The sequence below is a fragment of the Algibacter sp. 2305UL17-15 genome (assembly GCF_040720935.1).
Classification (GTDB): domain Bacteria; phylum Bacteroidota; class Bacteroidia; order Flavobacteriales; family Flavobacteriaceae; genus Jejuia.
Map to the genome: position 1 here is coordinate 55584 of NZ_JBFDAE010000014.1, position 26078 is coordinate 81661.

General features: G+C 33.8%; 19 protein-coding genes. 6 read left to right on the top strand and 13 right to left on the bottom strand.

The genetic code is table 11. The annotated features are described in order from the left end of the window. Positions 1–84: 84 nt before the first annotated feature. The 4 genes from ABXQ82_RS14590 to ABXQ82_RS14605 are packed head-to-tail and all read right to left on the bottom strand — an operon-like array spanning position 85 to position 7028. Positions 85–2544, bottom strand: coding sequence for a T9SS type B sorting domain-containing protein (locus tag ABXQ82_RS14590; RefSeq protein ID WP_367061239.1), 2460 nt, complete (start codon positions 2542–2544; stop codon positions 85–87). A gap of 4 nt (positions 2545–2548) precedes the next feature. Continuing rightward, entirely contained in the window at positions 2549–5269 is a 2721-nt protein-coding gene (locus ABXQ82_RS14595; RefSeq protein WP_367061243.1) for a T9SS type B sorting domain-containing protein, read from the bottom strand. Between the two features lie 27 nt (positions 5270–5296). Continuing rightward, positions 5297–6121, bottom strand: coding sequence for an ABC transporter permease subunit (locus ABXQ82_RS14600; RefSeq protein WP_367061246.1), 825 nt, complete (start codon positions 6119–6121; stop codon positions 5297–5299). Positions 6122–6131: 10 nt separating this feature from the next. Further along, positions 6132–7028: an ATP-binding cassette domain-containing protein gene (locus ABXQ82_RS14605; protein WP_367061249.1), complete on the bottom strand. Its 897-nt coding sequence runs from the start codon at positions 7026–7028 to the stop codon at positions 6132–6134. Between the two features lie 111 nt (positions 7029–7139). On the opposite strand from ABXQ82_RS14605, the gene ABXQ82_RS14610 reads away from it, so the two are divergent. Then, positions 7140–8204, top strand: coding sequence for a hypothetical protein (locus ABXQ82_RS14610; protein WP_367061251.1), 1065 nt, complete (start codon positions 7140–7142; stop codon positions 8202–8204). A 6-nt stretch (positions 8205–8210) separates the two neighbouring features. On the opposite strand, the gene ABXQ82_RS14615 is transcribed toward ABXQ82_RS14610, so the two are convergent. The 6 genes from ABXQ82_RS14615 to ABXQ82_RS14640 form a co-directional block, all read right to left on the bottom strand. Continuing rightward, positions 8211–8723 (bottom strand): hypothetical protein, encoded by a 513-nt coding sequence (locus ABXQ82_RS14615; protein WP_367061253.1) that lies wholly within the window; start codon positions 8721–8723, stop codon positions 8211–8213. Between the two features lie 131 nt (positions 8724–8854). Next, positions 8855–9760 (bottom strand): hypothetical protein, encoded by a 906-nt coding sequence (locus ABXQ82_RS14620; RefSeq protein WP_367061256.1) that lies wholly within the window; start codon positions 9758–9760, stop codon positions 8855–8857. Between the two features lie 22 nt (positions 9761–9782). Continuing rightward, positions 9783–11225: an MBOAT family O-acyltransferase gene (locus tag ABXQ82_RS14625; RefSeq protein WP_367061258.1), complete on the bottom strand. Its 1443-nt coding sequence runs from the start codon at positions 11223–11225 to the stop codon at positions 9783–9785. 117 nt (positions 11226–11342) lie between these two features. Continuing rightward, positions 11343–11762, bottom strand: a complete 420-nt coding sequence (locus ABXQ82_RS14630; protein ID WP_367061261.1) for a DCC1-like thiol-disulfide oxidoreductase family protein — start codon at positions 11760–11762, stop codon at positions 11343–11345. 17 nt (positions 11763–11779) lie between these two features. Next, the gene (locus tag ABXQ82_RS14635) at positions 11780–13372 is read right to left on the bottom strand and encodes a tetratricopeptide repeat protein (protein ID WP_367061263.1); all 1593 of its coding nucleotides are present in this window, start codon (positions 13370–13372) and stop codon (positions 11780–11782) included. A gap of 445 nt (positions 13373–13817) precedes the next feature. Then, entirely contained in the window at positions 13818–15710 is a 1893-nt protein-coding gene (locus ABXQ82_RS14640) for a tetratricopeptide repeat protein (RefSeq protein ID WP_367061266.1), read from the bottom strand. Between the two features lie 312 nt (positions 15711–16022). On the opposite strand from ABXQ82_RS14640, the gene ABXQ82_RS14645 reads away from it, so the two are divergent. Next, entirely contained in the window at positions 16023–17567 is a 1545-nt protein-coding gene (locus ABXQ82_RS14645) for a thiol-activated cytolysin family protein (protein WP_367061269.1), read from the top strand. A 169-nt stretch (positions 17568–17736) separates the two neighbouring features. On the opposite strand, the gene ABXQ82_RS14650 is transcribed toward ABXQ82_RS14645, so the two are convergent. After that, positions 17737–19905 (bottom strand): DNA mismatch repair protein MutS, encoded by a 2169-nt coding sequence (locus ABXQ82_RS14650; protein ID WP_367061271.1) that lies wholly within the window; start codon positions 19903–19905, stop codon positions 17737–17739. A gap of 162 nt (positions 19906–20067) precedes the next feature. Here ABXQ82_RS14650 and sppA point away from each other — a divergent pair, with 162 nt between their 5' ends. Further along, the gene (gene sppA, locus ABXQ82_RS14655) at positions 20068–21840 is read left to right on the top strand and encodes a signal peptide peptidase SppA (RefSeq protein ID WP_367061274.1); all 1773 of its coding nucleotides are present in this window, start codon (positions 20068–20070) and stop codon (positions 21838–21840) included. A 70-nt stretch (positions 21841–21910) separates the two neighbouring features. On the opposite strand, the gene ABXQ82_RS14660 is transcribed toward sppA, so the two are convergent. Then, a complete protein-coding gene (locus ABXQ82_RS14660; protein ID WP_367061277.1) occupies positions 21911–22333 on the bottom strand; it encodes a DoxX family protein in 423 nt (140 codons plus the stop codon). 176 nt (positions 22334–22509) lie between these two features. Between ABXQ82_RS14660 and ABXQ82_RS14665 the strand changes: the two genes are divergently transcribed. Beyond that, positions 22510–23115: a hypothetical protein gene (locus tag ABXQ82_RS14665; RefSeq protein ID WP_367061281.1), complete on the top strand. Its 606-nt coding sequence runs from the start codon at positions 22510–22512 to the stop codon at positions 23113–23115. Here ABXQ82_RS14665 and ABXQ82_RS14670 read toward each other — a convergent pair. Then, positions 23112–24755: a carboxyl transferase domain-containing protein gene (locus ABXQ82_RS14670; RefSeq protein ID WP_367061283.1), complete on the bottom strand. Its 1644-nt coding sequence runs from the start codon at positions 24753–24755 to the stop codon at positions 23112–23114. The genes ABXQ82_RS14665 and ABXQ82_RS14670 overlap by 4 nt on opposite strands. 169 nt (positions 24756–24924) lie before the next feature. On the opposite strand from ABXQ82_RS14670, the gene ABXQ82_RS14675 reads away from it, so the two are divergent. Further along, a complete protein-coding gene (locus ABXQ82_RS14675) occupies positions 24925–25455 on the top strand; it encodes an NAD(P)H-dependent oxidoreductase (RefSeq protein WP_367061286.1) in 531 nt (176 codons plus the stop codon). 34 nt (positions 25456–25489) lie between these two features. Continuing rightward, positions 25490–25927 (top strand): MarR family transcriptional regulator, encoded by a 438-nt coding sequence (locus ABXQ82_RS14680; protein WP_367061289.1) that lies wholly within the window; start codon positions 25490–25492, stop codon positions 25925–25927. The last annotated feature ends 151 nt before the right edge of the window (positions 25928–26078 follow it).

Genomic DNA, 26078 nt, shown 5'->3' on the forward strand with positions numbered 1-26078 from the left:
GATGCATTTCGGGGTCGAATGTAAATATATTTTAGATGAAATGCAAAAATATCGGATAAAATACATTTATTTAGGTTTTTTAGTCTATTGTTTAAGGGTGAAATGGTTTTTGATAACCCTGCCATCTTGCAATTTTACTGAGAACCAATAGTCATCAGGGGGTAATATTTGCCCGTTGAGCATGCCATCCCATCCATCGCCAAGAGGATTTAATTCTTTCATTAGTTTACCATATCTATTATAAATTAAAATTTTGGTGTTGGGTTGAAACATACCTGAAATACCATCAACTTGCCAAGTATCATTTTTACCATCATTATTTGGTGTGAAAAATTTGGGAAACCCAATTACGGAAACACTATCAAATTTAGTACCACAATTATTTTTTATATCCTTTACAGCTACTGTGTAAATACCGGGTTTCACATTTTCAAACACATGACTATCTTGATAATCTTTATATATTGAATTGTTTGGATTGAGCAAACTATACTGATATGTTCCTTCTCCAGAAACGTTAACCGTTATCATATTGTTTTGTGATGCATCAATAATATGTATCGCTTCAAAAGTTGCAGTATTAGAGGGGGCTACAGTTATGGTTCTATCTTTTATGCATCCTGTATTCTTATTGGTGACAGTAACTTTATAATTCCCTTCACTATTAATTTGGATGGTATAAGTTTGCGCTCCGTTATCCCAATTAAACGAATAATCTGCAAGATTGGTAGTGTTTAAACCTGCATTGATAGGAACAGTATCTGGAAAGAAGTTGGTACAATAATAGGTCAGTTCTTCTACCTCTATATCCGGTAACTCGTTAACGGTAAGCGTAATTTCGCTGATACCATAACAATTATTATCGTTTTCTACTCTTGCGTAGATAATTTGAGCATAAGGAATTTCGTTGGTATAGGAAGCATTTAAGGCATTTTGTTCCAATAATGCATCTTCATAAGTTTTATAGTAGCTCATATCTAATCCCGCGGGAAGGCCAGTTGTAATAGCTGAATTTGCATCTGCTAAATTGAAGATATGCAAACCGTCTTCTGTGCCATCATCATCACAAGTAACTAGTGCGGTGTCGAACGCATCTGTAACACTAACACTTAGGGTTAATTCAGCATTGTTTTTACAAGATGTATTATCATTAATTATTTCAACATAAATAGTTTGAGGATTACTCGTATTGGGAAAATTTTCTGGGTGCATTATTTCTAGTGGTCTTCCGGAATCTGTATAGAACTTTGTTGAAAATCCAGTTAGTCCAGAAGTTAAAGCATCATTTGCTTCCGTTAGGTTAAACAGCGTAATGCCATCTAAAACCCCATCTTCATCGCATTGCAACATAGTATGATCTGTTCTGTTGGGCACCGGATTTACTGTTAGTTTCAACGAGGTTACACTTTTACAATCTACGTTTGAAGCATCTTCAATTCTCACAAAAATTTCCTCTGAAAAAGGTGTGTTATTGTAATATGAATCTGGTAATTGTGTTCCTGGCGTATTAAATTCCGCTCCTGTAACTGTACTATGATAGGTAATATTGAAGTCTGATAAACTCTGTCCGCTTAAAATTTCAGCATTTTTACTGGATAAGGTAAAAACAGTTCTACCGTTTGTGTTATCGCCATCGTCAAAATTATCACAAAGGATATAGTCTAAGGGTTCTGTAAAAGGAGGTCCAATATTTACAGTAAGGGTAAATTTAGATAATTCGAAACAACCGGTAATAGTATTGGTTATTCGCGTATGGATAGTCTGTGGGTTAGACGTATTTGTAAAAGGGCTCGTGAGCGCATCGATGCCTATATTTGCATCACTCTCACTGGCATGATATGTAATGGAAACATCTTTTTGTGAGCCTCTAATAGCATTGGTGTTTGTATCTAGGTTAAATGTTGTTAACCCATCATCAAAAGGAGCGGTTACATCACAATCTTCCATATTTAAAGGAACTCCTGAAGTTGTAGCTTCATTAGAGGGAGGAGAAGAAAATGTTGCTGTTCCAGTCCATTCCAAAGAAAAAGCACTTTGGCCGACAGGTCTGTCTATGACTATAAAATAGGTTTCACCTGCCTGTGCATCAATCCATCTTACAAAACTGTTTCCATCTGCTCCAGGGCCTTCAGAAGTATCTGTAGAAACCGCATTCATACCCGTAAAATTACTCGTTAAATTTGCGTTTGAAGGGTTTGTTGTAGAACACCTTATTGCTTGACCAATGGCACTACAAGATACATTAGGGCCGAATACAAAAAAGTCGTAATCCTCATTAATATCAGTACTTTCTGGTTTTAATGTAAATCCAAGCGTTCCTGTTGTAACGGTTGTTACTTTTAGCCAAACACTATTGTTTTCTTGTCCAAAACATGCATTGCTTCCAAATAATTCTTGGGTTCCTGCGCCATTAACATCAAGGTTAATTTGGGAATTCCCGCAGGCAATTACTGCATCAATACAATCTGTTGGCTCTTGAGCAGAGATAAAATTAAAAAGCAAACCGAAATTTACTAGAAGTATAAATTTTAAATTTGAATTCAAAGAGTTAATATTTTAAAGTAAAGTGATTTTTGTAAATCCTTCCGTCCTGTAATTTTACAACAAACCAATAATCATCAGAAGGGAGTCTTTGTCCATCAAAAAGTCCGTCCCAACCCTCAGAAAGCGGACTTAATTCTTTAATGAGCTTGCCATGTCTATTATATATAGATATTTTAGTTTCGGGTTGAAATTCTTTTGATATCCCATAAACTTGCCAAGTATCGTTATAGCCGTCATTATTTGGTGTGAAAAATTTTGGAAAACCTATAACCGCAACATTATCTTTTATTGTACCACAATCATTTTTAATATCTCTAACAGCTACCTCATAAAAACCGGGTTTTACATTTTCAAAAAAGTTGCTGTCTTGAAACGGGGCGACAATGGTTTTATTATTATCAATGAGCTGGTATTGGTATGTGCCGTCGCCTTCAACAAAAACCACGATACTATTATTTTGAGTTGCATCGTCCACTTTAAAGGATGTTATGGTAGCAATACTGGAAGGCGCAACGGTAATTGTTCCAACATTGGAGCAACCCGTAACGTTATCAGTAACCGTAACGGTATAGCTGCCAACTGCATTTACCTGTATTTGATATCCGTTATCACCAGTTGACCAGCTATAGGTATAATCAGAAATATTGGTACTATTTAAACCCGCATTGATAGCAATTGGTTTTGGAAAGAAATTTGTGCAGTAATATTCTGAGCTAAGAGCTTCAATATCAGCTAGGGGATGTACTGTAAGCGTAACTTCGCTAATCCCATAACAATTATTTTCATTTTCTACCCTGGCATAAATAATTTGCGACATTGGGGTTGTATTCGTGTAAGTGTCTCCTAAGTCATTTTGCTCCAGCAAGGCATCATCATAAGTTTTAAAAAACGAAATGTCCAATCCAGGTGGTAATCCGTTTACTATAGCACTATTTGCGTCTGTTAAGTTAAAAACATGCACACCGTCATCTGATCCGTCTTCGTCACAAACGGCAATTTCTGTGTCAAAAGAATCTGTTCCGCTAACATCTAAAATTAACTCAGAATTACTGGTACAAGATGTAATAACATTGATAACTTCAACATATATAGTTTGTTGATTTGTAGTATTCGAAAAATTCTCAGGATCTGTTATTTCATTAGTTCTTGCAGGGTCTAGATAAAATTTGGCAGTCGAGGTTGTTTCTCCTCCGGTCAATACATTTTCGGCTTCTTTCAGATTGAACGCTGTGAGGCCGTCAACTATGCCATCTTCATCACATTGAAACATTAAATGATCGAATGCTTCTGGGTTGGGATTAAAATTTACAAATGCTTGACCTTCAATGGCGCAATCTCCATTATTAGGGTCAATATATACTTTATAATGTCCTGCTTTTGTTACTTCTAAATCAAAATTGGTATGAGATAATGGATTACCATCTAAAGTCCAAATATAAGTAGCTCCGGGGAGGTTTACAGATTCTAAAGTGTAAGAGCCCTGATCGCAGACGTCAAGATTAATAGTGCTTTTACCATTTTTAATAATATCTATTTGAGTGTTGAAAAAAGATACTATAAATGGTGGTAGCCCTTGAGAAGAAAGCGCAGGAGAAAGGTTAACGGCATTATGTCTATAATTACATGATGGGCCAATTTCGTTAGGGTCTTCAATGACACCCAAACCAGATAATCCGTTATTATAGCTGGAACTCGTCGCTCTATAGATTTTTCCATTAGGACCCAATTGTAATGCTCCTCTGTAGGATTCACGTTCATCTATTGTTATTTCTGACTGTTGTAGTAAAGCCTCTCTAAAATCAAATTGCGTAAGAGCCGCAAAATGATTGGACGGATTGTTGTGGTTTTCCCAATCATCACGGTCAGAAAAATTATTTGATGAATTCACATAAAGCAAATTACTATCAGGAGAAAATTCTACGCCATATGGAAATGCTGCATTATTCGCTCTATTTATGCTTAGGTTTATTTCATTTGAAAGTTTCCCTGTGGAAGCATCAAAATCATAAACAAATAAGCCATCGGTTACATGGGCAGAAGCTACTTTAGTTCCATCTGGCGATAGTTTTAAATAGCCACGGGCATCTAATATTCCCGAACCGAAAGTGGTTTTTATCGCTGTGGTATTGATTCCCGTGTTTGATACTTCAAAAGCATGATACGTGTCGTAAACATCAGTTAGGCCATCTTTAGAGGCAAAGGTTAACACCCAGATAGAGCCATCTAAACAATCCTTTATTACTGCGGTTATCTTTTCTGAGCTTATGTTTAAAAGATTCACATTTTTAACAGTAACGGCTCCCAATCCGCTATCAAGGCTCATATTTACCTCAGAATAGTTTAAACCTTCGTTTATATCATCTAGAAAATTATCAACCGTAAAAACATAAAAAACATCAGGGTTTTCGGGTTTGGGAACAATTATGGCAGATTGTGTACTTGAGGAATCTCCAAATAACCCAAAACCATTGGACATAACATTATGGTTTTTGTTCCAAATAGTTAGCCCATCGGTATAGAATAATAAATTGCCATTTTCGTCCGATATGCTTGCACAACCTTCTCTGGTACTAAGTTGTCCGTCAAGAGGGGTTGTAATGCTATTAGTGTCTAAATCAAATTTCAGACCCGCATGCTCCCCAAAATACCAATTAGCGGCTTGTTTTTGGGCAGATACACTAAGGGTAATTCCCCATAGAAATACGAATACTGCAATCTTTTTCATCTTTAATTAGCAATGCTATCAAAGATATCACAAATCTCGCTTTTTTAATAATCGATAGGATAAAAAGATGAATAGGACAGTCCAAGCTAGAACGATTGTTATTTCATACCAATGTACTGCGTAATCGTGTATAAACTCTTTGTTATCAGGGGCTTTTGAAGCTGCTATTCTTAAAAACGGCACATCAATTAATTTGTAAATTGATTTTAACGGAAAGAAATTTTGAATCTTTGTCGCTATTTCTTCTGTACTGATTTTCCATAGAATACCATACAATATCCACTCTAAAAGGAATAAAATAAATAAAAATGCTAGAGCAAAAGCAGACCTTTTTACCAACATTCCCAATAAAAGACATAAACTAAAAAAACCAATGAGCTTTATAAAGTAAGCAAATAAAAATTCTGTTTCTCTAAAGATAATTCCAAATTCATTATAGCTTGAATAGTATAGGCCAATACATAAGCTTAATATGAAAATGATTATGGTAGATACGAACGAGAAAAATACAATGGTATAAAATTTTGAAAGGATGAACTCTTTTTTGCTCAATCCATCAATTAGGTTTTGCTTTATGGTTTTATTGCTGTATTCATTTCCAATCATGCTTACAACTACAATGGCAAAAAACAATTTAAAATGTGCAGCAAAATAAGTTACCAAGTGCCAAATCAGCGGGAAGTTAAAAACACCCCATTCCCCCAATTCTATGGTAAAATAACCAAAAAAGGGTATTTTAAAAGAGGAAAGTAGTATGATACAAAGTGGTAATACAAACGATATAAATATGAGTACTTTGCTTGTTTTATTAAGCAATAACTTTTGTAATTCTAAATTTAAAAGACGTAGCATGGATAGTGGGTTATTGGTTGTCGGTTAGTTGCAAAAATTGTTCTTCAAGACTTTCCTTACGCTGTACCAAATGCGTTAAAATAATCCCCTTTTCAAAAAGCTGTTTGTTAAAATCTTCCGAAGCTAAAGGTTCATTTAAAAAAGCGGTCACTAAATCGCCTTCAGTTTTAATTTTTCCAAAAACAGGATTGTCATTTAATGCAGCAATCAATTTTTCCTGATTGTTACATTTTAATTCGAAGAAACCGTGACTCGAAATCATTTCGTCAACACGACCAGAATACAATTTCACACCTTTTCTTAACACCACCACATGCGAACACACTTTTTCGACTTCATCCAATAAATGCGAAGCCAATAAAATAGTGGTGCCCTTGTTGGCAATATCTTTTATGATCTCCCTAATTTGATGAATGCCTTGGGGGTCTAAACCATTTGTAGGTTCGTCTAAAATTAAAATTTCTGGATCGTTCAATAGTGCAGAAGCAATGGCCAAACGCTGTTTCATGCCTAAAGAAAAAGTTCTGAATTTACTGTCCTTTCGGTCGTGAAGTCCAACTATTTCTAGTTTTTCATCAATTTTACTATAAGCAACACCTTTTATTTTGCACACCAATTTTAGGTTTTGGGCAGCCGTCATATAAGGGTAAAAATTAGGTCTCTCAATAATAGCACCTACTTTTTTTAGCGCATCGTGGGTAGTTGTATTGCCGTCAAACCACTTAAAATCCCCAGCAGTTTTGTTTACAACATTTAATACAATGCCCAGAGTTGTGGATTTTCCGCTACCGTTAGGCCCTAAAATACCATATATATTACCTTTATGTATTGTGAATGTTAAGTCTTTTACGGCGGTTAAATGGCCAAATTTTTTGGTAAGATTGTTAATTGTTAGAATAGGTTCCAAACGCAATAATTTTATACCGAAATAAGTTCAGTTTAGTGATTAGTTATAATGTTAAGACGAAGGTGCGGTAATTTTGTTACATTAATCCTAAGAAAACCTTAAATTTGAAGTATGCAAGATTTAAAAATTTCGAAGAAAAAACCATCGTACCCAATTTCAGATAAGTTGGACGCTTATCTTTCTGAATATAACAGAAATATAGAGATTCCTATTTATTATGACGATTTATTGCGTTTTCAAGGCGCAATAGAAGTCTATGATAAAGATGACAACGATACGCTTTGGATAAGGGTTTACTATAGCGAATTTGATAGACAGGAAATAGATTTGGCACTTAAAAAAGTATATGCCATTTTACATTCTGATGGTACCGAAAGTATTTTTTCTTTTCTGAATGTAGATGCCATAGACTACTGCACATTCGGAAATTCTAAACCTTTCAGAATAAAGATAAGGAATATCCTGAATGATAATTACACCTACTTTTATGTGAAAACTGCCGATGCGTCCCGTATTTATGGATTAGAATTGGAGCATATGTTGTCGCCTTATAATTTGAATTTTTTGGTGAGTAATACAACGCTTATTGAAGAGCATATTGCAGGAGTGCCCGGTGATGTTTTTATTAAAGATATGTTGCCAAATTGTACCAAGGCAGAAAAAGCTCAAATAGCCAAAGAGTTTGTAAAGTTTAACGAACGCTGTATGATTCGGCTTTTGGGAGATATGAGATCTTATAATTACGTGATTGTGCCCACCCATGATTTTGACCATGTGGTGTATAAAATACGTGCTATAGATTTTGACCAACAATCTTACGAAGGGAAATTTAATATCTACCGTCCACAATTTTTTAAGGAAAATTTAAAAATGGTAGAATTGGTTTCTACTAGTTTTCATAAATTATCCATAGATCAGTATAAAATAGAAGAACGTTCAATTTTAGTAAAACGCTTGAAAAGTTTTAACGATCGTATTGGGGAACTTTTGGATTGCATGGTTGATGATACCATTTCTAAGCCCGAAAACATAGATGAATTAAAGATGAAAATATATGATTATGCGCTAGATAAAAAATTTAAAAAATGTAAATCTATGGGCGAGATATTAAAGCGTGCTTTAGAATTTTTGAAGAATAATTACGAAAGCGTAAATCCTTTAAAAATGAAACCTTAAAGTGGTTTAATTCCAGTTTTCATCAAAGTCTAAACTGTCGTAATCTTCAACATCAAGATCGTCTTCAAACTCGTTAAAGTCACCGTCTGCGTCGGCTTCAAATAGGCGTTCGGGAGCTTCGTCTGGAACTTGTCCTTGAACGAACATCAAGTTGGGATAATCGTGTCCTTCGGTTTCATCAACAATTTCTGCAAGCTCCACATAAAATAGCCACATGCTCATAAAATCATAAACATAAATTAATTTTGTTTGCATTTCATGCACCACATCGTTAATTGCGGTTTCGTTCATTAAGCGGGCAGAATTGTCTTCGCTTAAATCGAATAAAGATATTTCTTCACCTTGATCCCAAGTATCATTACTTATGTAGAAAGATGCCATTTCTGCACCATCAAATCCAAAAGACTGGGTAACAATATTGTGTAAATCTTCTAAAGTATCTGTTTCACGAATTTCTAAATCTCGGAAGATATCTTCTTCTGTATCGTTGTCTAAAATAACTCTAAATCTGTAAATCATGCTGCTAAAAATCTAGCGCAAAGATATGATTTTTTATAGAAATTTTTGGGTAGGTGAGGTTTTGTGTGAATGTGTTTTAGCTTAATTTTTAACATTATCACTATCATTACAAATTTGGGATTGATGTTTGTTTAGGGATTATGTATTGCATTTAATTTTCCGGACAGTTTTTTTGCGCCTATTTCTGATAAATGATCGGCATCATAAAAATCTTTAGCGGTAAAAGAAGTGTCTGCCATAAAATTGATATACATGCAATTATCAAATGTATTAGCAATGTTGTTGGCTGCTCTTACTGTCATTTCTAATTGCTCCTTGTTCATGTTTTCTCTATAGCTTTTATAAGCGGGAGGTGTAAACAAAACAACGTTTATGTCTTTTAACTTGCTCCACTTAATGATGTCTTTTAAAATTGTTTTATTGTCAATAAACTCTAATTTAGATGTCTGAGAGCCTATATCATAATAGTGTCTTTGAGCCGCAATTTTCCCAGTCTCAATTAAATCTTTAGCGTTTTCAGATTTGTATGTTTTTGCCCAACCTAATTTAGAGGATATTCTATTATCTTTCTTTTTAAATACATAGTCGGTTGCTTTAGTAATATTTATTTTTAAATCCCCTGTACTTTCAAAATAATCTTTGGTAGTGAAATCTTTTTTTATGCCATAAGACCTGTAATACATTTTGCATCTCCAATATTCATCAATATTCTTAAGCTTTTCATAAAGTGTAAAAGATGACATTGGGAGGTATATTGTGTTCAATTTTTTAAACTTATGACTGTATGTTTTCAATATTTCATAATCGTAATCTATTGATTGTGAAACATGACTTGCGTTGAACGTGTTTTTTGAAAAATAAGCAGGGTTTGCACCAAAAAAACTATGGGAACTTCCCAGAATTAAACATTCTATCTTACTCGCATTTTGGTCTAAATAAGAAGCTTTGAATTTATAATCGTTTGGAATTTGTCTTAAAATGATTTCTAGGACAAGAAAACCAATGAGGAAAGGTAGCAGCAGTAGAGTTGTTTTCAAAATAAATTTTTTCATACGACTCCTAAAATTGAAAATAAATAAATTTTTGTTCTTCTCCACCAAACCATAGAATTACAAAAACAATGGCATAGTATGTGGCATATCTAAATATAGGTTTCCATGTACCACCTAATTTTTCAATAGCGTATTTTTGTTCTCGCCCAAACCATTCAACAAGCATAAAACAGCAAATAATAATTAAGGTTGTTAAAGCAGAAATGCCACCAAAATGATCAGGAAACTCAAAAAGTGATTTTGAAAATATCTTACCGGTGTACTTTAATGCTTCTGTTATATTTTCAGATCTAAAAAATATCCAAGCAAAAGCAGTCAAACAAAATGTCAGTCCCATTTGAAATAATTCTACGATTGTAGGAAATATGTTTCCTTGTGCTACAGTATTTAAATTTTTTCGATTATTTTGTGTTAACATTAATGGTAAAAAATAACATGCATTTAAAAAGCCCCAAGCCAAAAATGTCCAATTTGCACCATGCCAAAAAGCACTCACAAGAAAAATTATGAATATATTTCTAATAGTGACCCAAGTGCCGCCCCTGCTTCCTCCAAGTGGAATATACACATAGTCTCTAAACCAGGACGAAAGCGAAATATGCCACCTTCGCCAAAATTCCCCAATGTCTCTAGAGAAATAAGGAAATGCAAAATTTTGCATTAAATTGAAACCGAATAAGCGCGCAGTTCCTATTGCGATATCAGAATATCCAGAAAAATCCCCATAAATTTGAAATGTAAAAAATAGTGCGCCTAACACCAATGTGCTCCCATTTAAATCTGAGTGGTTTTGGAATATCTCGTTAGCTAGTTGGGCACAATTATCGGCAATAACAATTTTTTTAAACAATCCCCATAGAATTTGCCGCATACCATCAACAGCTTTATCATACTTAAAGGATCTCTTTTTGTAAAATTGCGGTAAAAGATTGCTGGCCCTTTCAATAGGCCCAGCCACTAATTGCGGAAAAAAGCTGACGAATGCTGCAAAGGCAAAAAAATCTTCCGTAGGTTTTATTTTGTTTTTGTAAACATCTATCGTGTAGCTTAACGTTTGAAAGGTGTAAAAACTAATTCCAACGGGAAGAATAATGTTTAACGACGTAGGGCTTATGTTGCTTCCAAAAAAGGAAAATGCGGTTGTGAAATTATCGATAAAGAAATTGTAATATTTAAAAAAACCAAGAAATCCGAGGTTTACTAGAATACTTCCCCAAAGAAAAAATTTTCGATTGACTTCATTCTTTTCTTTTGAAATTTTTAGTCCAACGAAATAGTCAACTAAGGTGCTAAAAATTATCAAGGATAAAAACCTCCAATCCCACCAGCCGTAAAATATATAACTAGCTAGAATTATTAATAAATTCTGAAGTTTATAATTCTTTATCAACCAATACATGGAGAAAACTATTGGCAAAAATATTGCAAAATCGATGGAATTGAAAAGCATCTATTTTTTCATTTCTTTTGTATTCATAAATTATGTCTCAAATGTAATCAACCGATTGAGTTTTATGAAAGCATTTTGAGATTTAATATCATTTGCTAAACATTTTAAAAAAGATAATTACTCCAAAAACTTACTTTTTAAGTCAGGTGTAGGAATCATACAAGCCTCTTTTTTGCCATACCATTTATAACGATTCTTCGCAATAAAATTGTAAACCCAATTGCGAATAAAAGGCGGGATGATAAAAAAAATACGCATCAAGTTTCTGGGAAACCCCAGTTTTGAAGCTACTTCTAAAGCTGCGGTACTTTTTTGTTCAATACCTTTTTCGGGCGTGTACAACAGGATGGAATCTGTTTTTGAAGTGTCTATATTGTAATGCTCAATAATTTTTTGCCCAACCTCACTTTGCAATGCTGTAAATAAAAACAGGTTGTTTTTATCATGTTTTATAACATATTGCACAGAGTTGTTACAGAGGTTACAGACCCCATCAAAAAGTATTAATTTTTTATTTGCAGGTACTCCAAAAGTCATACTGCAAAGATACCACTTTACAAATCACTTAAAAATTGGTTGAGGTCGATGTCCTTGTCTAAACCTAGTTTCTTTTTCAAGCGATATTTGCTTTTTAAAACACTTTCTGGCAATACGTTAAGCAATGATGCTATTTCTTTGGTAGAAAGGTTCATCCGCAAATAGGATGCTAAACGCATTTCTTTCTCGTTGATATCTTCATAAACTGCCTTCAGCTTATGGTCGAAGTTGTTGTGAACTTCAGAAAAATAAGATTTGAACACTTCCCAATCTTTATCTTCTGCACTTTCTTTTTTCAGGAGCATTACCAAACGTCTGAATTCTACTTTAAATAATTCTGGAGACTTTTTAATTTTTTCTAGGTTCACTTTTAATTCTTGAATAAACGTATTCTTTTGAACCAAATGTAAAGTTTGCGATGCTAACTCTTTTTTCTTGAATTCTATTTCCTGTTTTAAAATAGTCTGCTGTTTTTCACGTTCAATTTTATTCTTCTTGATACGTTGTTTAAATCCGAAGTATAGCAAAGCTGCAATAGCAATACATGAAAACATTCCAATTGCAAACGCTATTTTTGTTAAATTACCTATCTCTATCTTTTGGTTTAAAGATTTAATCTCATTGTTTTTTATCAGTAGTTCGGTTTCTTTCTTTTCGGTTTGATATTGCACTTCTAATTTGTTGATTCTTTCCAAACTTTCAGTCGGATAAAGAGAATCGTTTATTTTAGAATAAAGTCTCATGAATTCATAAGCCTTTGGGTAATTATTTAATGCAGCATAAGAACTGGATATGTTTTTAGAACTTAGTGCAATGCGTCTCTGCATTTTGCTTTTTTCAGCTATTTTTAAAGCACGTGTAAAATAAGCTATGGCTTTTTTATGATTTCCTTTTTTTCGTTCTAGATAACCTAGGTTGTTGGAAGATAATGAGATATTTGCTATCAAGTTAAATTTTTCACTTAAAGCCAAAGCTTTTTTGTAGTAGTATTCTGCGGAGTCACTATTTTTAGTCCTTGAATGTGCTACTCCAATGTTTATATATAGAAGCGGCAGTTTCTCCTCTCTTTTTAGATCCTTGTAGATATACTTGGATTTATAGTAATATGTTAGTGCAGAATCATGTTCTTTTAATCGGTTAAAATTAATTCCTGCATTCATGTAGGCATTTGCCAATTGCGATTTTTTATTTTTTAAGGTATAAACAGCTATGGCTTTTTTAAAGTATGTATTGGATAGTTTATAATTTTTAAGTTCTCCATGAATGTTTCCAACCGTAATATAATCTACTGCTAGATCTAGACTATCCATACCAATTAATTCTTTTTCCTTTAAAGAACGCATCGCAGATTGCATCGCATCTTCATACCTGCCCAGACGCCGTTGTACATGACTTAAGTATCTAAGGTTTCGATGCGTCTGTTTTTTGTTGCCAATTTTGTTGTAATGTGCTATCGCTTTTGAATAATACTTTGCAGCCTCTTCATAATTAGATACAGCCTTGTAATAGTTCCCTGTGTATCGCGCTATTTGACCAATGTATTTTTCTTCATCACATGTGTTTGCTATGCTAGTAAAACTATCTAAATACCGTTTTGCTTCTTTTGGCAATTTATAGTTAACTTCATTGAATAGTCTTTTGTAGAGTTCAATCTTTTTTTTCGGCGTTTGTATTAAATTTAATAAGTGTTCCAGACTGTCAATTTTTTTGATTTGTTGACAGTGCGCAGCGTTAGAGCCTAAGCTTAAAACAAGAAAAAGAAGTAATAATTTATTCATTTCGTGAATTGAATGAGTACCTAAGGTAAACTAAAAATAATGCAAATCAATGCACTATTTAATATTGAAAAACGTATTGCTTTATAACTTAAATGAAATCTAAAACCACTAAATGATACATAAATAACTGATAATTAAGTTTTTAATAAAATGTTTGACTTCATGGTTAAAAATGAAAATGAATTTTATATCGACCATTTTTCTATGATTGTCTATGTTTTGTCTATATATAAAGTGGTTTTCAATAAAATGAAATCGACGGTTAATTTTATATTATTTACAGATTGCTTAAAAATTGGTTCAGGTCAATGTCCTTGTCTAAACCCAGTTTCTTTTTCAGACGATATTTGCTTTTTAGAACACTCTCTGGCAATACATTAAGCAATGATGCTATTTCTTTGGTAGAAAGGTTCATCCGTAAATAGGACGCTAAACGCATTTCTTTTTCATTGATATCTTCATAAACTGCCTTCAATTTATGGTCGAAGTTATTATGAACTTCAGAAAAATAAGATTTGAACACTTCCCAATCTTTGTCTTCGGCACTTTCCTTTTTAAGGAGCATTACCAAACGCCTGAATTCTACTTTGAATAATTCTGGGGATTTTTTAATTCGCTCTAAATTCTCTTTTAATTCTTGAATAAACGTATTCTTTTGGACCAAATGTAACGTCTGGGTTGCCAATTCTTTTTTCTTGAATTCAATTTCCTGTTTTAAAATAGTTTCTTGTTTTTCACGTTCTATTTTGTTTTTTTTCATACGTTGATTAAAACTAAAATAGATTAAACCTGCAATTATTAGGAACCCAATCATACCAGTACCATACAATGTTTTTGTGAGTTTGTCATTTTTGGCTTGCACGCTTAAAGCCTCGATTTCCTGTTTTTGGAAAGCAATTTTTGATTCCTTTTGTTCAGATTCATAAATAGCTTTTAACTCCTCAATTTGTTGCGATTTTTTAGTAGTAAATAAGCTATCGTTTATGGTTTGATACAGTTTTAAAAACTCTAATGCATCATTGTTTTTATTTAAGCCTTCAAATAGTTTAGAACGGTATTTGTACAAATCTGCTAGATGCGAAATGGCACCCAAAGATTTCGAAATCTCTATCGCTTCCTGATTTTTTTTTAATGCTCCCGAATAATTTTTGAAATGAAAATCAATTTTTGAAAGACTATGAAGTACGTTTACTTTACCCAATTTGAGGTTTTCTTCTTCTACAATAGTTTTGGCTTCAAACAATAATTTTTTTGCTTCGGAATATTTATTTTGAAGCCGTTTAATATCGCCAAGATTATGCAACGCATTAGATATCCCTAATTTATCTTCAACAGTTTTGGCGTTTTTAACCGCTAATTCAAAATAAGTTTCAGCAGTTTTGTAATCGTTTAAATTTTGATAGGAAATACCTAAGGAGTTGTGCGTATATGCAGCATAAAAAGTCTCCTCAAAGCGTTCGTAAATTTCAAGTGCTTGTTTGAAGTATTCAATAGAAGATTCATGATTTTTTAAGCCACTTTCTATATCTCCAATTTGCTTTAAAACATCAGCTTTTCTAGATTCATGATTAATTTCTTCAAAACATTTTAAAGCTTTAAAAGCATATATTAGGGCAGTTTTATAATTACCCTTTTCAATATAAATATTTGCCAATGCGTTATATTGAGCACCTATAAATTTAGTTTTGGCCTCTCCTTCTTTTTCATGGTTTTTGATGAGTTCTATATTTTCTTTAGAAATTTCAATAGCCGTATCCAGATTACCATTGGTGCTTTCTATTGTAGATAGGGTATGGTTAACAAATATAATCCCTCGAGTGCTTCTAGCTTGGTTAAAATAGTCTTTAGCTATTTTGTAATAATATAATGCAGAATCATTTTCGTTTCTATTTGAAAAATAGTCGGCAATGTGCATATTTCCAACCGCAATACCTTTGGTGTAATCAATCTTTTTTGAAATCTCTAATTCTTGGAGTGCATATTGTTTTGCTTCCTCTGGTTTAGAAAACATAAGTTTTTCATGAAGTCGTGTAAGAATCATCACTTTTACAGAGTCCTCTTTTTTACTTGATTTTAGTTCCGTTTTTAAACTATCAATCAGTTTCGTGTTTTGAGAAAACCCCGTTTCAGTAATAAAACTTAAAACTATTAAAAGTAGTGCTTTTTTCATTTTCTTGTTGATTGGCTTCTGCTAAGTTAAATATTATATCAGTTCATATTACATAAGGCAATTTGAGTGGAAAAGCCTTTGTCCATAGCTTGTCCATGCTTTTGAATTAATTTCTGAATCTTAAATTTGATTTAATTAATTGAAAATCAATTTATTGCAACCCAAAATCAACATTTTTGGTTTTACTTGTCCAGCAACTAAAGAAGCTTTTTTTTAGAGATGGTGTCCACGCTTTGTCCACATATAAAATTAGATTTTAGCGCCATCTGTATATAGATTTGGAGTGTTGAATCATTAAAAACATAGAAATTTATGAAAACTAAGCTATTAACAAACAGAACATTTTTTAAAGCAATTTTTTTGCTGACGTTATTTACATCTATAGGATGTAGTACAGATGAAGTTGGAGACTCGGGACCAAAAGTAAATCCTGAAGCTGCAGAGATTTCAGATTTAATTTCCAACCTAAGTTACGATGCCAATAAACTTTTAAATGTAAAAGATACTGGTGGCGCACCGTCAGAACGCACGTTAGATAAAACAACGCCATCTACAACCAATCCTGTTAAAGGCTATTATCAATCATGCGAAACCAAGTTTTACACTTTAGAGTCGAATTTTAACGATGTTGCCATATTAAGACCAACTAATGGTATTCTATGGCCCGGGGCACTAGTCGTTGGAAATCAAGGCATGCTTGACGGTATGCCAGATCCTATTACTTTAGATAGGGCGCCGGTAACTTTAAGACTGGATTTACCAGGCATGGGCGATCAAGGCACTATTGTAGTAGAAAATCCCAGAAATTCAAACATACAATCAAGTATCGATAATGCGTTAGAATGGTGGAATGCCAATGCCTATCAAGAAGGCTATGTAAATGCTTCGAACTCTACGTATCAAGCTCAAACTTCATATTCCTCAAAGCAACTAAGTTTAGATGTAGGTTTGAATATAGAATGGGCAAATGGCTCAGTAGCTTCGCAATTAGAATATGAATCTAGTACAACAAAAAGAGTGGCTGCTATGGTTTATAAGCAAGTATTTTATACGGTAACTATGGATACACCAAAAACCCCAGCTAGTGTATTTGGAACTGATGTAACTTATGATGAAGTAGAAGCTAAAATAAATTCTGGAACGCCACCAGCTTATGTGAATTCTGTGTCTTATGGAAGAATTATCATGTTTAGAATGGAAACTACAGACATGAGAAAATCTATCGATTTAGATTTGGTATTAGAATATGCCACCGGAGCAGCAAGTGGTTCTGGAACCGTTAATTCTGAATATGATGAAGTACTTAAGAAATCCAGTATTACCGTGGTAACCATTGGCGGAAATGCCGAAGTAGCTTCCGAAGCTGTTAATGCAACTGGTTTCGAATCCTTAAAACATATCATAACGGGCGAAAATGCAGTATATAGCAGAGATAATCCAGGGGTGCCAATTGCTTATACCGTAAGATATTTAAAGGACAATACCTTTGCGAAAATGGGTTATACAACCGATTATAAAACCGAAGATTGTAGTACAAAAACAGTATCTCACGCCAACGCCATTGTGGATAATAACTTTGGTCAGGATGCACGGTTCCGTTTTAGATATAAAAAGAAAGGCTCTGAAACCATAGCCTATACAAATTGGAACAAGGTTAAGAAAAATGACCCACCAGTTACAGCTAGACCACCAAGTGGGGCGCACAATGTTAAGGTTCAGTTTGAGCTATGGGATTTAACATGGAAATACCTTGGGGAATTTACCGAAGGTTATATTGAAAGTGATGAAAAATACGAAGTGTATTGCTCTAAGAAAATAGCTTTGGTTTGTACAAAAGTTTCAGTAAGGCGAAAATAGAATTTTATAGTTTTTTTAGAATAGTTAATGCAGTCGGTGCCTTAAGTTGTGATTCAACAACTTGGTGCTGGCTGTTTATTGATTTACGAATAACGAGTAACGATTTTTGATTTCAGAATTCTGCGACTGATACTGATACTGCGACTGCCAATTGAATGCCGCAAACGGCCTACTTCTTAACCGCTTCCACAAGTTCCAACAAATCTAAAGCGACATTGGTGGTAAACATACCATAATTAACGACTGCCTTATTTTTTTCAATTTTGTCTATACTTCCAACAGCGCGACCATCTTCCATACGTACTCGGTCTCCAACTCTTAAAATAGCTTTGGGTTTTGGTGTTTCAATCGCTTTTTGTTTGGCTGCTTTTTTCTTTTTTCGGATAACTTTCACTTTCTTTTCGGCTTCTTGTTTTACTTGATTTTCTTTGGCTTTTATTGCCTTTTTCTGTTTTGCAGTAACCTTTTTACGTTTAGAGTTTTCAATTTGAACCAATTTAAAAAGTTCGTCCATTAAAGCTTTCTTCTGTTTATTATCAAAGTATTTTTCAGCAATATCGTTTACTTTTTGCCCCAGATAAATTAGGCGTTGGTTGCTATCATATAATTCTTGATAGCTTTCTAGCTTCTTCTGGATTTTTTCATTTATCTCTTCAAGTTTATCGGCTTCTTCACTTTTCTTCTTTTCATTTTGCTTTAACGATTGTCCCGTTTTTTCAAGTCTGGAACGTTCTTTTTGCAGTTTAGCAATGGTGGCATCAAAACGCACTTTACTGCGTTCAATCTTCTTTTTTGCACGATTGATCAAGCTATACGGAATCCCGTTTTTTTGCGCCACTTCAAACGTAAAACTACTTCCGGCTTGACCGATAACAAGTTTAAATAACGGTTCTAAAGAACGTTCATCAAACAGCATATTGGCGTTTATCATATCGGGCAGCTCTGTTGCCAATATTTTTAAGTTTGAATAATGTGTTGTAATAATACCATATGCTTCCCGATGGTAAAACTCTTCCAGAAATGTTTCGGCCAGAGCACCCCCCAATTCAGGATCACTTCCTGTTCCAAATTCGTCTATTAAAAAGAGGGTGTTTTTGTTACATTTCCGAAGAAAATAATTCATTTGTTTCAAACGGTAACTGTACGTACTTAAATGGTTTTCAATAGATTGGTTGTCGCCAATATCACTTAAAATTCTATCGAATAAACAAACCGTACTACGTTCATGTACTGGGATAAGCATGCCACTTTGTAGCATTACTTGCAGTAATCCAACGGTTTTTAAAGTGATACTTTTTCCGCCAGCATTCGGGCCTGAAATCACAATAATTCTACTGTCTTTTTTAAGTGCTAAGGTCTGCGGAAATGTTTTTACTTTATGTTCTAAATTATTTAAGTAGAGCAATGGATGATAAGCATCTCGCAGGTACATACTTTTGTCTTCCGATATTTCTGGTAAGATTCCATTCATGGATTTTGCGTATTTCGCTTTCGCGGAAATCACATCAAAATCTATTAAAAACGCTTGATAATCTTTGAGTAATGGTAAAAACGGACGCATAAAATCGGTCACTTCCTTTAAAATCCGAATGACTTCTTCTTTTTCCTCGTACTCTAAATTGTTTAGTTCTCGTGAATATTGCAGCGTAGTTTCTGGCTCGATATAAACAATACTGCCAGTTTTACTACCACCCATTATAGCACCTTTTACTTTTCGTCGGTACATGGATTTTACTGCCAAAACCCTTTTGTTATCTACCACCGACTCCCGAATATCATCCAAATATTCTAAATTGTGGTAGGTGTTTAAGGCAGAAGAAAAACTCTGGTTTATTTTTCCTCTTATTTTGTTGATGGCCTGTCGTAAATCATAAAGCGTGTTGGAAGCGTTGTCCTTAATATCTCCAAAACGGTCCACAATAGCATCAACCTTTTCAATCAACACCTTGGTCACTTCAATATGAGATGCAAATGCATTTAAATCGGGATAATATTCCTCGAATTTCTTTAAAAAAACAACAATGCTATTTACCGTTATAGACATCGCCACTATTTTCTTTAGACCGTGAACTTCCAGATAGGTATTTTCAATATTTAAAAGCTGTAATTCTTTAGTAATTGTATCAAATCCATGGTTGGGGATTCGGTTGTCATTATAAAAAGACGATACATATTCATTCGTTAGTTTTAGGGCATGCCGGAGTTCTGCTTCGCTTTTGTAAGGCAGAATCTTTAAAGCCGCTGCATGTCCCAATGGGGTCATACAAAGTTCGCTTACCTGTTGTAAAACGGTTTGGAATTCTAAGTCTTGTAATGTCTTTTTGTGAATATGTATCACTTTATAAATGTGTCAAAAATGAAAACGCAAAGTTATAAATTCTTTAGGTTAAGTTTTTTAGATTTGCAAAATAGAGTGAAATGAAAATTTGCCTAAATTTATAAGTCTAGTTTATGTAACAATATTTCATTTTCGGTACTAATAAATAAATATTAAATACTAATGAATTTTATAAAGAGAGTATTATCCACAGTAACGGGAATTTTTGTGTTTTTGGGTATTTGCATTTTGTTGCTGTTTGTTGTAGGTGTTGTAGGTTCTGCACTTGGAGGAGGTTCAGATGATGTTGTTCATGTGAAATCGAATTCGGTTTTAGAATTAAAATTAGATTTTCCAATAAACGATTATGCAGGAAAAACGGTGTTTAAAGAGTATCCTTTTTTAAATGAAGACAATAAAAACGGACTGTTCAATTTAATTGATGCGATTAAATATGCTGAAACTGATGATAAAATAAAAGGCATTTCTATCGATAATAATTTTATAAGTGCTGGAATATCACAGACCAAAGCGTTGCGTGATGCTTTATTGCACTTTAAGGAGTCTGGAAAGTTTATCGTGTCTTACGGCGATATTTACACACAAAAAGATTACTATTTAAATTCGGTTGCAGATACTATTTTTATCAATCCGGTTGGGATGATGGAGTTTAAAGGACTATATACAGAGCGTTTGTATTTTAAAGATTTTCAGGAAAAATCGGGTGTTAAAATGGAAGTGATTCGTCATGGTAAATACAAAAGTGCGGTAGAACCATTTCTAGAAAATGAAATGAGTGATAATAACCGCGAGCAAATTGCAGCTTATTTAAACGGGCTTTGGACAGAAATAAAGAAAGAAGTAGGCCAGAGCAGAACTATTGCTGTTGAAAGATTGGATATTATTGCAGATAGTTTATTAGCAAGGACTCCAAAATTAGCGATGACCTCAAATTTAATTGATAAAATTGCCTATCATGATGAGTACGTTGTCGGTTTAAAAAACGCAGTAGGTATTGCAAACGATAAAGATTTAGAGGTTGTGACCATCGAAGACTATGCCAGATATGTTGCATCAAAATTTAAAGCAAAATCTAGCGACAACAAAATAGCAGTAATTTATGCTGAAGGCGATATTATTTATGGCGAAGGAAAAGCAGGTGTTGTGGGTCATATCACTATAAATGAATCTTTTCAAAAAGCTAGAGAAGACAAGAAAATTAAGGCCATTGTATTGCGTATCAATTCTCCTGGAGGAAGTGCCTTGGCTAGCGAACTCATTTGGCGGGAGATTGAACTGACCAAAAAGGTAAAACCCGTAATTGTGTCTATGGGTAATTTAGCAGCTTCCGGTGGCTATTATATCGCTGCGAACGCTGATAAAATCATATCTGAGCCTACAACCATTACAGGGAGTATTGGGGTATTCGGAACACTACCAAATTTTAAAAACCTAGCTGATGATATGGGCATAAATGCGGAACAAGTTGTAACTAATGCAAATGCTGTTACCTATAGTTTCTTTGAACCTTTAAATGAAACACAACATGATTTTATTAAAGAAGGTGTTGTAGATATTTATGATATATTTAGAAAAAGAGTAGCAGACGGCCGTGGTTTAACTATTGAACAGGTTGAAGAAATTGCACAGGGTAGAGTTTGGACAGGGTCTGATGCTTTACAACATGGTTTGGTAGATGAGTTAGGTGGTCTTGATTTGGCACTAAAATATGCTGCCGAAGCTGCCGAAATTGAAGATTATAAATTGAAAGAATTCCCAGTATTTGAAAAGAATTTAGATGAAATTTTTGAAGCCTTTGGTTTAACAAAAGCCAAAGAAACCATTTTAGCCGAAGAACTTGGAGAAGAAAACTACAAGCTACTAAAAGAAGTAAAACGATTATCACAGAAAAAAGGTGTGCAGTTGCTGTTTCCTTTTAGTACTGAGATTAAGTAAGAAATAAGAATAAAAAAAATAAAAACGAGATGGCTTGAAATTATATAGTTTTCAAGCCATCTCTTTAGTTTTACTGTTGCATTTTAAAATAATAATCCAATGAATTTTTTCCTGAACCATAAAGTAAAAAGAATATACAAGTTAGAAGTGTAATTAGGGCCATTATTAAATTATTAGAATGCATTTCTCCAATAAAATTGATAATAACAGCTCCAATTAAAATGGGTAATTGGGCAAGAATGGCCCAACGCGTTAATAATCCAGCAACAATAAGAATAGCTCCGATAAAATGTGCTGGTGCTACATAATGCACCACTAACATACTACCGGGCATGTCCTTGATAGGCTCAGCTAGTTCCATTAACATTTCAGTATTTGAAAAAAAACTAATGCCTTTAATGAACAGAAAAACACCCAAGGCAATACGTAACAAGTCGATTGGAAAATAAGTGTGTCTATTGGCCCACTTATTAAGTGTTTTAATAGTTTCCATGTTTGAAGTTATTGGTTTTCAGTCATTAATATACGAAAAATGAGCGAGACTTTAAAATTAAACGGAGCGTCTCTTTTTTTATGGCTTTCACTCAATCAGAATTGCACTTCACTCATTCTCGGTTTTATAAAATGGTAGTTGGTTATAGTTTTATGTGAAACTTAAAACCAAAAACAATGAAAGCACTATTTATTATTCTAGCAGCCACTTTTTATTTTACTCCAAATACTATACTTGCACAAGAAAAAAATATAGAAACACAATCTGTAGAAATAGAAAATCTGATTTCTTTCATAGTTGAAAACTATAAGAAAAAAGAAGAAGGAGGTAATGGTGTGCATAATTTGACTTTTTTAATTCAAGTCTCAAATAATGGATATTCATTAGAAGATGAAGTTGTTTTAAAACAAGGTTTTAAGTTGTTATCAAAAAGACTGACTAAAGACGATTCTATTTCAATCATCGGGTATTCAGGTTTAAATGGGATAGCTTTAGAACAGGAATCAATCAAAAGCTTAAAAAAGATTCTTTACACACTTAATAATTTTAAATCTAGTATAAAAGAATTTCATAAAGATGGCATCACATTAGCATATGATTACGCAGACGAAAATTTTGTTGAAGAAGCGATAAATAAAGTTATAATGGTTAGAATGCCTAATTCACAGCATATAACGGAGACTCAAAATGCTTCAGCAGCACCAAAGAAAAAGAAAAATAATGCCATCGTATTAACCGCAATAACACTTTTACCTGAAATAATTTCAGTTTTAAAGGACTAAACCTGCAACACCCCCAAATTAAATTTCTTTTCAATAGGAGCGTGGTTAGCAGCTTCAATACCCATACTTATCCATGTTCTGGTATCTAAAGGATTAATAATCCCATCCGTCCATATTCTAGCTGCTGCATAGTATGGAGACACTTGGTTATCGTAACGGTCTTTAATTTTTTTAAATAGGGCTTCTTCTTTTTCAGGAGTTATCTCTTCGCCCTTTTTTAGAAGCGACGCTTTTTCAATTTGCAATAATACTTTAGCAGCAGAATTTCCGCTCATAACCGCAAGTTCTGCACTTGGCCATGCAACAATCAATCTTGGATCATAAGCTTTTCCACACATCGCATAATTACCTGCGCCGTAACTATTTCCAATAATAATAGTGAATTTTGGCACTACCGAATTACTAACGGCATTTACCATTTTAGCGCCATCTTTTATAATGCCTCCATGTTCAGACTTACTGCCTACCATAAATCCTGTAACATCTTGAAGAAACACTAACGGAATTTTCTTTTGATTACAGTTAGCTATAAAACGTGTAGCTTTATCTGCGGAGTCATTATAAATCACACCACCAAACTGCATTTCCTTGGGTTTTGTTTTTGAACCAGTTGTCTTAACAATTTGTCGTTGGTTAGCAACAATACCAACTGCCCAACCATCAATTCTGGCGTAGCATGTGATAATTGTTTGCCCGTAACCCGATTTGTACTCATCATATTCCGAATTATCAACCAAACGTTTTATAATCTCATACATATCGTACTGATCTGCTCTCGACTTTGGAAGAATCCCATAAATTTCCTCAGGGTTTTCTTTAGGTTTTTTAGGTTCATTTCTATTAAAACCAGCTTTATCATAATCGCCAATTTTATCAATAATATTTTTGATGGTATCTAATGCATCAGCATCATCTTTAGCTTTATAATCGGTAACACCAGAAACTTCACAATGCGTTGTTGCGCCACCTAAAGTTTCATTATCAATACTTTCTCCAATGGCGGCTTTTACTAAGTAACTTCCCGCTAAGAAAATGCTTCCTGTTTTATCAACTATCAGAGCTTCATCACTCATAATAGGAAGGTAGGCGCCACCAGCAACACAACTGCCCATAACCGCCGAAATTTGTGTAATTCCCATACTGCTCATAATCGCATTGTTTCTAAAAATACGTCCAAAATGTTCCTTGTCAGGGAAAATCTCATCTTGTAAAGGCAGATAAACGCCAGCAGAATCCACTAAATAAATAATTGGTAATTTGTTTTCTATGGCTATTTCTTGCGCACGAAGATTCTTTTTTCCCGTAATTGGAAACCAGGCACCAGCTTTAACGGTAGCATCATTTGCTACAACAATACATTGCTTTCCTTTAATGTAGCCAACCTTCACAACAACACCGCCAGAGGGGCAACCACCGTGTTCGGCATACATATCTTCTCCCGCAAAAGCAGCTATTTCTATGGATTTCTTTTTAGCATCCAATAAATAATCAATACGCTCCCTAGCGGTCATTTTACCCTTGCTATGCAATTTTTCAATACGCGATTTTCCGCCACCCAAGCTTACTTTTGCAAGTCGTTTTTGTAATTCTGATACTAAAAGTTTATTATGATCTTCGTTTTTATTGAAGTTGATATCCATATATTGATTGTTTGTCACGAATTTACAAAACCAATTCCTGTATTGAAAGTGAATATTTTGTTAAATAATATAACATGGAAATATATTCCTTGGAATATAAATATTTTGTTTATATATTTGTAGCGTAATTAAGGATTTCCTCCTTCGAGGAAATGAATAAAATAACTCAATGAAAAATATAATAGCATTTGCAGGTAGTAACAGTAAAAATTCAATTAATAAACAGTTGGCTACTTATGCAGCTAGTTTGGTTGAAGATGTTGAAACTAACATTTTAGACTTGAATGATTTTGAATTACCAGTTTATGGCATTGATTTAGAAACAAAAAAAGGGATTCCTGATAATGCACAACAGTTTTTAGATCTTATAAAATCATCTGATGGTGTCATTTTGTCTTTAGCCGAACATAACGGTGCCTATTCAACAGCATTTAAAAATATTTTTGATTGGATGTCTAGAATAGACGGAAAACTTTGGAGTGAAAAACCAATGCTTTTGATGGCGACATCCCCAGGTGCTAGAGGAGGAGCTTCGGTTTTAGAAATAGCCAAAGGACGTTTTCCTTATATGGGCGGAAATATTGTTACAGATTTTAGTTTGCCATCATTTTTTGATAACTTTAAAGGAGGAGAAGTGATTAATGACGAATTAAATACAGATTTAAAACACAAAGTTGAACTTTTTCAAAAAGCACTATAACCATATATAGGGACTGAAAACTGTAAACTGAAACATGGGCGATTTATCAAAAGATATCAATTCAACATTTGCCAACAATAGAGTAAAAGCTTTATTGAACATTATTTACACGGCAAACTGGATTACAAGTCATCAAAATGAATTTTTTAAATCTTTTGGAATCTCGCCACAGCAGTACAACATTTTAAGAATTTTAAAAGGCGCTGATGAACCATTGAATGTGCAGACCATTAAAGATAGAATGTTGGAACGTTCGCCAAATGCAACGCGTTTAATGGATAAATTATGCGCTAAGAAATATATAGAACGTTGTCCTTCAGAACAGGATAGACGCGTAGTTAAAATAGCTATCACAAAAGAAGGAAAAACGTTTTTAGATGCGATACCAAATAATTTTAATAGGGAATTAGTGAAGAATTTAAATGAAGAAGAAGCAGAACAATTAAGTCATCTGCTTGATAAAATGCGCTAAATTCCTGCGAAGTCAGGAATCTATACAAACACAGAAAGTGTGTTTTTTTAATTAAATAATTTCCATGGAGAATAAAATAAGTTAGACCTGCGAGGTTTTATAAAAACCTTGTAGCTCTGAAAACTAAAAAGATGTCCTTCTTCAAGGAAAC